This window comes from Kitasatospora sp. NPDC004799 (assembly GCF_040609095.1).
GTDB lineage: Bacteria > Actinomycetota > Actinomycetes > Streptomycetales > Streptomycetaceae > Kitasatospora.
This window is the reverse complement of the sequence record NZ_JBEXJK010000043.1, coordinates 25,809-33,484: the sequence shown is the minus strand read 5'-3', so window position 1 is coordinate 33,484 and position 7,676 is coordinate 25,809. Positions and strand designations below refer to the sequence as shown.

Below are 7,676 nucleotides of genomic sequence, written 5' to 3'. Positions count from 1 at the left end.
TCCCTATCTACCCCCCCCCCTCCCCCCCGGCGCCGGGGCGGCCCCTCCCCCCCGGGGTGGAGCGCCCGCGCGGCCGCGTTCCACCCGGGCTCCACCCCGGCTCCGATCAGCGGGAACCGGCGCGTCCGTAGCGTCGGAGAGGTCAGCAACGAGCCTCTCCCGGGACGGAGCAGTCCGATGACCGCCCTCGCCAACCTGCTGGTGATCGCCGTGGTGGCGGCCCTGGTCGTCCGGCGCCAGATGCGGGCCCAGCGTCTGGACACCGAGCGCCGCTTCTGGCTGCTGCCGCTGGTCCTGGGCGCGCTCGCGCTGCGGGACCCGCAGCTCGTCGACCACCGGCACACCGCGCTGTCGGCGGCCCTGCTGGCCGCCGGGCTGGTCGCGGTGGTCGGGATGGGCACGGCCTGGGGCTGGACGGTACGGCTCTGGCGGTCCGCGGACGGCTCGGTCGTGGCCCGGGGCACCCGGGCCACGGTGGCCGCCTGGGGCGGGATGATCGCCGTCCGGCTCGGCCTGTACGGGATCGGCGCGGCGCTGCACGTCCGCCAGTCCGGCAGCTCCCTGATGCTCGGCATGGCGGTCCTGCTGCTGGTCCGCTCGCTCGTGCTGAACCGGAGGGCCCGGACGCTGGAGCCCGCGCCGCCCGTCGGCGTCCCGCACTGAACGGCGGTTCCGCCGACCTGCGTCCCGCACCGAGCGGCGGCTCCGCCCGCCGCACCGGCCCGGTCCGCAGCCCTGACCCCCCTGCCCCGACCCACCGCCGTGAGCACCGAGGAGGCACCCGTGGCCGGGTGGTACTGGACCCGCTGGCCGTCCCGCGAGGGGATGGACCGCGAGGCCGAGAGCCGGCCGCGGCGGCTCCTCACCGTGCTCGGCCGGATCGTGGTGCTGGTCACCGTCGTCTGGGGGACCTTCGCCGGCGGCAGGTTCACGGCCGGGGCGGCGGTGGCCGCGGCGGCCGGGCTGGCCGCCGCCGTCGCGCTCTGCGTGGCCTTCCTGCGCGCCAGCCGCGAACAGCGCCCGCTGCCCGCGTACCTGCTGGCCGGCGCGGTGCTCGGCGCCGCCTGGCTGGCCGACACCGGCCGGGCGCCCCTGCTCGCCGACGTGCTCTGGTACGGCCTGGCCGTGACGGCCCTGGTCCGGATGCCGCCCGTGCCCGGGCTGGTCACGGCGGCGGCCTCGCTGGCCTCGTACGCGGCGGTCACCACGTCGGGCTGGCTCAGCGTCGCGGCCACCGTCTGCGGGATCACCCTGCTCGGCTACCTGCTGCGGCTGGACGTCGAGGCGCGCGGCACCGCCCGCCGGCTGCTCGCCCAGGAGCGGGCCGCCCGGGCCGCCGAGGCGGAGAGTGCGGCGCTCGCCGAACGGGCCAGGATCGCCCGGGAGATCCACGACGTGCTCGCCCACAGCCTCTCCGCGCAGCTCGTCCACCTGGAGGCGGCCCGGCTGATGCTGGACGCCGGGACGGACCGCGAGCGGATCCGCGAACGGGTCGTCGCCGCCCGGCGGATGGCGCAGGACGGGCTGGCCGAGACCCGGCAGGCGCTGTCCGCGCTGCGCGGGGAGCTCACCCCGGTCGGGGAGTTCCTGGTCGAGCTGACCGGGCGGGAGCGGGCCGCCCTCACCGTCACCGGCACGCCCCGGCCGCTCGCCGCCGAGGCCGCCCTCGCGGTGCGGCGCACCGCGCAGGAGGCGGTGACCAACGTCCGCAAGCACGCGGCCGGCGCCCGCTGCTCCGTCGAACTGCGCTACCTGGACGGGGCGGTGGAGCTGGAGGTGCGCAACACCCGGCCGCCGCGCGGCGAATCCGCAGGTGGGCCCGGGGTGGAGGAGCTGGCCGCGAGCGGCAGCGGGTACGGTCTGCTCGGAATGCGCGAACGCGCGGAACTGCTCGGCGGCACGCTGGTGGCGGGCCCGGAGGACGGAGGGTGGCGCGTGCTGCTGCGGGTGCCGGAATGACGGATCCGGAGGCGATCAGGGTGCTGGTCGCGGACGACCAGACGGTGGTGCGCGAGGGCATCGTGATGCTGCTGGGGCTGCTGCCCGGCATCGAGGTGGTCGGGGCCGCCGGGGACGGGGAGGAGGCCGTCGCCCTGGTGGAGCGTCATCACCCGGACGTGGTGCTGATGGATCTGCGGATGCCGCGCTGCGACGGGGTCGAGGCGACCCGGCGGATCCGTGCCGCGCACCCGGAGACCGAGGTCGTGGTGCTCACCACCTACGCCGACGACGACTCGCTGTTCCCGGCACTGCGGGCCGGGGCGCGCGGCTACCTCACCAAGGACGCCGGCGCCGAGGAGATCGCCCGGGCCGTCGCGGACGTCCGCGCGGGTGCCGCCGGGCTCTCCCCACAGGTCCAACTCCGGCTGCTGGAAAGGCTTTCGGAGCAGCCAGGCGAGTCCGGGCCGGGCGCCGAACGGCCCGCCGCCCGGCCGGCGGAGCTGCCCGACGGGCTGACCGCGCGGGAGGCCGAGGTGCTGGCGCTGATCGCCGAGGGGCTGTCCAACGCCGAGATCGCCCGGCGGCTGTTCGTCAGCCAGGCCACCGTGAAGACCCACATCAACAATCTGTTCGCCAAGACCGCGGTCCGGGACCGCGCTCAGGCGGTCGCCTACGCCTTCCGACACGGAATCACCAGGACGCAGCAGTAGTCGGATGAGTGTCTGTCGGATGATCGATCACCTCATCGAGTGAACGTATCTGCGATGGTCAGGGGGGCTCTCCAAGGGCCGCCATCATGGTTCGGGTCAGAACATCCGGCCGTCCAGGAGCAGCAGTGCCACAGCAGCAGACGAGCAGTCCCGGCCCGGGACAGCAATTCGACTGGTGGGCCGCTCCGGCCGCCGGCAGCCCCGTTGAGTCCGCCGAGCCATCGGCTGCGCACCTCCGAACGGCGGTCCCGGCACAGCCCGGCTCCGCCCGTACGGACCACGCCCGCACGGTCCAGTCGGCAGAGGCCGTCGTGGGTTCGGTGGCCGTCGGCGCACCCGTCCACGGGGCCGCCGTCGAGCCGTTCGCCCAGCCCGCCCCCGCCGACCCCGAGGACCCGGCCGCGCCCGGCGACCCGCTCGCCGAGGAGCCGGTCGCCGACCGCACCGAGGTGTACCGGGCGGTCCAGGCCAGCGCGGCGTTCAAGCAGATCCGCCGCAGCTACCGGACCTTCGTCTTCCCGATCACCGGTGCCTTCCTCGCCTGGTACCTGCTGTTCGTCGCCGCCCAGGCCGGCGCCCCCGACCTGATGCGCCGGACGGTGGCCGGCCCGCTCAACGTGGCCTGGCTGCTGGGGCTGCTGCAGTTCGCCACGACCTTCCTGCTCACCTGGCTCTACGCCCGCAACTCCCGGACCAAGCGCGACCGCGCCGCCCTCGGACTGCGCTGGGACACCCAGGACCAACTGCGATGACGACCGTGATGCTCTCCGTGCCCACCGACGCGGCCAAGGCCGCCGTGCGGACCGTGGTGTCGACCGCCACCCCGCCGCCGGTCGCCCCCACCGGCGACCACCACTCGCTCGCCATCGCGCTGTTCGCGGTCGTCGTCCTGGTCACCCTCGGGGTCACCCTCTGGGTCGGCCGGCAGGGCAACGCCGCCGAGGACTTCTTCGCCGGCGGCCGCGACTTCACCCCGCTGCAGAACGGCTTCGCGCTCTCCGGGGACTACCTCTCGGCCGCCTCCTTCCTGGGCGTCGCCGGGCTGATCGCGCTGTACGGCTACGACGGCGTGCTCTACAGCATCGGCTTCCTGGTCGCCTGGCTGGTGGTGCTGATGCTGGTGGCCGAACTCGTCCGCAACGCCGGCCGGTACACCCTCGCCGACGTGCTCGCGCTGCGGCTGCGCCGCCGCAAGGTGCGCGCCGCGGCCGGCGGCGCCAGCGTCGTGGTCACCCTGCTCTACCTGGTGGCCCAGATGGTCGGCGCCGGTTCGCTGGTCGCCCTGCTGCTCGGCACCGGCAGCCCGCACGCCCGCACCTGGACCATCATCGCGGTCGGCGCCCTGATGATCGTCTACGTCACCATCGGCGGGATGCGGGCCACCACCTGGATCCAGATCATCAAGGCCTTCCTGCTGACCGGCGGTTCGGTGCTGCTCACCGTGCTGCTGGTGGTCCGCTTCCACGGGGACCTCGGCGAGCTGATGCGCCAGGCCGCCCAGCACAGCGGCGCCGGGCACCGCTACCTGGAGCCCGGGCTCAAGTACGGCGGCAGCATCACCAGCCGGCTGGACTTCGTCAGCCTCGGCCTCGGCCTGGTGCTCGGCACCGCCGGCCTCCCGCACATCCTGTCCCGCTTCTACACCGTGCCCACCGCGCGGGCCGCCCGCCGCTCCACGATGTGGGCGATCGGCCTGGTCGGCAGCTTCTACCTGATGGCCATCGTGCTCGGCCTCGGCGCCACCGCGCTGATCGGCTCGGCCGAGGTGCGGCACGCCAACTCGGCCGGGAACACCGCCGTTCCGCTGCTCGCCCTGACGCTCGGCGGCGGCAACGGCAGCACCGGCGGGGTGGTGCTGTTCGCCCTGATCTCGGCGATCGCCTTCGCCACCATCCTCGCCGTGGTCGCCGGGCTGACCCTGGCCTCCTCGGCGGCCTTCGCCCACGACATCTGGGCCGGCGCCTGGCGGGCCCGGCCGGTCCGGGAGCAGGCGAAGGGCGGCCGCGGGCGGCGTCGCCGGGGCGAGACCGTCCCGGCCTCCCGGTCGGGTGAGGAGTCGACCTCCGAGGTCAGCGAGCAGCAGGAGGTGGTGGTCGCCCGGATCGCCGCCGCCGGGATCGGGGCGACGGCGATCGTGATCAGCCTGTTCGCCCAGCACCTGAACGTGGCCTTCCTGGTCGGCCTGGCCTTCGCGGTCGCCGCCTCCTCCAACCTGCCGGTGCTGCTGTTCAGCCTGTTCTGGTCGCGGTTCACCGCCCGCGGCGCGGTCTGGGCGGTGTACGGCGGGCTGATCCCGGCGATCGTGCTGGTGTTCTTCTCGCCGGTGGTGTCCGGTTCCGCCGAGGCGCTCTTCCCCGGCCTGGACTTCCACTGGTTCCCGCTGGAGAACCCGGGCATCGTCTCCATCCCGCTCGGCTTCCTGGCCGGCTGGATCGGGACGGTCACCTCGTCCGAGCCCGCCGACCCGGACCGGTTCGCCGAGCTGGAGGTCCGTGCGCTCACCGGTGCGGGCGCGGCCTGAGCCGTCGCGCCCGGGGAACCCCGGCGGGCCTGGGGCCGCCGGGGTTCCCCCCTGTCCGGCCGGAGGCTCAGCGGCTACGCCCGGGCCGCCAGGCCGTAGCGGTGCTCCGGGCGGCCGGTGTCGCCGTACCGCAGGGTCAGCCGCAGCCGGCTGTCCCGCTCCAGCTGCTTGAGGTAGCGCTGCGCGGTGGAGCGGCTCAGCCCGGTGGCGTCGGCGACCTCCTGGGCGGACAGCGGCCGGCCCGCCCGCCGTAGCACCCCCAGCACCAGGTCGGTGGTGGGCGCCGAGTGGCCCTTGGGGAGCGTCCCGGCCGGGGCGGCGGCACTGCGCAGGGTGGCGAACAGCCGGTCCACCTCGTCCTGGCCGGCCTCCCGGGCCGGGGCGGCGAGCGCGTGCCGCAGCTGCGCGTACGCCACCAGCTTCTCCCGCAGCCCGGCGAAGGTGAACGGCTTGACCAGGTACTGGAGCGCGCCGTGCTGCATCGCGGCGTGCACCGTGGACACGTCCCGGGCGGCCGTCACCATCATCACGTCGCAGGCCACCTGGCGTTCCCGCAGCCGGCGCACCAGGGCCAGGCCGGTCTCGTCGGGCAGGTGGTGGTCGAGCAGCAGCAGGTCCACCGGGCGGCGCTCCAGGGCGGCCAGCGCCTCCCCGGCCGAGTGCGCGGTGCCGGTCACCCGGAAGCCCGGGACCTTGGCCACGTACGCGGCGTGCACGTCCGCGACCCGGAAGTCGTCGTCCACCACGAGTACGTCGATCATCACGCCTCCGCGAGCTGAGTGGTGAGCAGGGCCTCGGGCAGCTCGACGGTGAACCGGGCGCCGCCGAGCGGCCCGGTGTCGAGCACGATCCGGCCGCCGGTCCGCTCGACCAGCCGCCGCACCATCGCCAGCCCCAGCCCGCGCGGACGGTGCGCGGGCGCGTCCTTGCTGGTCCACCCCTCCTCGAAGACCTGCTCGCGCAGCGCCTCCGGCACGCCCGGGCCGCTGTCCGCGACCTGCAGCAGCAGGGTCGGGCCGGCCGCCGCCAGGCTCACCTCCACCCGGCCCCCGCCGCCCGCGGCCAGCGCGTCCACCGCGTTGTCGATCAGGTTGCCGAGCACCGTCACCAGCGCCCGGGCGTCCACCACCGCGTCCGGCAGGTGTGCCGCCGGGGCCAGCGCCAGCCGCACCCCGCGCTCGCCCGCCACCGAGGTCTTGCCCGCCAGCAGCGCCGCCACGTGCGGGTCCTGCACCTGCTCGGCGATCCGCGCGGCGACCACGGCGTGCGAGCCGGACTGCTCCGAGATGAACGCCACCGCCTGCTCGTGGCGGCCCAGCTCCAGCAGGCCCAGCAGGGTGTGCATCCGGTTGGCGTGCTCGTGGTCCTGGGCCCGCAGCGCCTCGGTCAGGCTGCGGGTGGTGTCCAGCTCGCGGACCAGCGACTCCAGCTCGGTGCGGTCGCGCAGGGTCACCACCGCGCCGCCCTCGGGGGTGGCCGTCCGGTTGACCACCAGCACCCGGTCGTCCCGTACGGCCGGCAGGTCGGCGCCGGCGATCCGCCCGGTGAGCACGTCCGCCAGCCGGCCCGGTGGCAGCACCGCGCCGATCGGACGGCCGGTGCAGTCCTCCGGCAGGCCGAGCAGCCGCAGCGCCTCGTCGTTGGCCAGCCGGATCCGGCCGCGCTCGTCCAGCGCCACCATGCCCTCGCGGATGCCGTGCAGCATCGCCTCCCGCTCCACCAGCAGGGCCGAGATGTCGGCCAGCGCGATGTTGTGGGTGCGGCGCTTGAGCCGGCGGGCCAGCAGCAGGGTGGCGAGCGTCCCGGCGGCCAGGCCGGCGCCCGCGCACAGCAGGATGCCGGTGAGCATCTTCAGCAGTCGGCGGCGGATCGAGTCGTCGCTGATGCCGACCGAGACCTCGCCGACGATCCGGCCGTCCGCCGTCCGCAGCGGCACCTTGCCGCGGGCGGTTCGGCCCAGGGTGCCCTGCTGGATGGCGGTGACGCTGCGGCCGCTGAGGGCGGGCTCCGGGTCGGTGCTGACCCGCTGGCCGATCCGGCCCGGGTCGGTGTGCGAGAGCCGGATGCCGTCCAGGTCGGTGACCACCACGAAGCTGGCGCCGGTGGCCAGCCGGATCTGCTCGGCGTTGCGCTGCGCGGCCACCACGTCGCGGCCGGCGGCGGCCCGGGCGATGTTCTCGTCGGTGGCGGTGGCCTGGGCGATCGACAGCGCCCGCTGCATCGCGTCGTGGTCCAGCTCGCTGCTGACCGGGGCCAGGAACAGCCCGGCGGTCACGGCGGTGACACCGACGGTGACGACGGTCTGGCTCAGCAGCAGCTGGGCGAAGACCCGGCGGGGTCCGCGGGGGAGCTTCATCCGGGCCTCCTCTCGGCGGCTTCGGGCGGTTTCGCGGGGGTGGACGGCGGGACGGGTCCGGCGGGTGCCCGGTGGGTGGCGGACCGGCGGGTGGGGGTCGGGACACCCTACGTTTCGGGCGTGTTTCTGTCAGCCGCGTCCCCGCAGT

The 7,676-nt window shown here is 75.3% G+C and carries 7 protein-coding genes; 5 read left to right on the top strand and 2 right to left on the bottom strand.

Annotated elements, in window-relative coordinates:
• The first annotated feature begins 177 nt into the window (after positions 1-177).
• The 5 genes from ABZW03_RS08875 (at position 178) to ABZW03_RS08855 (ending at position 5,172) form a co-directional block, all read left to right on the top strand.
• The gene (locus tag ABZW03_RS08875; RefSeq protein WP_355254060.1) at positions 178-663 is read left to right on the top strand and encodes a DUF1453 domain-containing protein; all 486 of its coding nucleotides are present in this window, start codon (positions 178-180) and stop codon (positions 661-663) included.
• A gap of 162 nt (positions 664-825) precedes the next feature.
• Positions 826-1,959, top strand: a complete 1,134-nt coding sequence (locus ABZW03_RS08870; RefSeq protein WP_355254068.1) for a histidine kinase — start codon at positions 826-828, stop codon at positions 1,957-1,959.
• On the top strand, positions 1,956-2,651 hold the full coding sequence (locus tag ABZW03_RS08865) for a response regulator transcription factor (RefSeq protein WP_355254058.1): 696 nt from the start codon (positions 1,956-1,958) through the stop codon (positions 2,649-2,651). Before ABZW03_RS08870 ends, ABZW03_RS08865 begins: the two co-directional genes overlap by 4 nt.
• 311 nt (positions 2,652-2,962) lie before the next feature.
• Positions 2,963-3,403 carry a DUF485 domain-containing protein gene (locus tag ABZW03_RS08860; RefSeq protein WP_355254056.1) on the top strand — a complete coding sequence of 147 codons (441 nt, stop codon included), beginning with the start codon at positions 2,963-2,965 and terminating at the stop codon, positions 3,401-3,403.
• Positions 3,400-5,172 carry a cation acetate symporter gene (locus ABZW03_RS08855; protein WP_355254054.1) on the top strand — a complete coding sequence of 591 codons (1,773 nt, stop codon included), beginning with the start codon at positions 3,400-3,402 and terminating at the stop codon, positions 5,170-5,172. Before ABZW03_RS08860 ends, ABZW03_RS08855 begins: the two co-directional genes overlap by 4 nt.
• Before the next feature lie 74 nt (positions 5,173-5,246).
• On the opposite strand, the gene ABZW03_RS08850 is transcribed toward ABZW03_RS08855, so the two are convergent.
• Together ABZW03_RS08850 and ABZW03_RS08845 are read right to left on the bottom strand one after the other, a co-directional pair.
• Positions 5,247-5,933 (bottom strand): response regulator, encoded by a 687-nt coding sequence (locus ABZW03_RS08850; protein ID WP_355254052.1) that lies wholly within the window; start codon positions 5,931-5,933, stop codon positions 5,247-5,249.
• Positions 5,933-7,528 (bottom strand): sensor histidine kinase, encoded by a 1,596-nt coding sequence (locus ABZW03_RS08845; RefSeq protein ID WP_355254050.1) that lies wholly within the window; start codon positions 7,526-7,528, stop codon positions 5,933-5,935. Before ABZW03_RS08845 ends, ABZW03_RS08850 begins: the two co-directional genes overlap by 1 nt.
• Positions 7,529-7,676 lie beyond the last annotated feature (148 nt).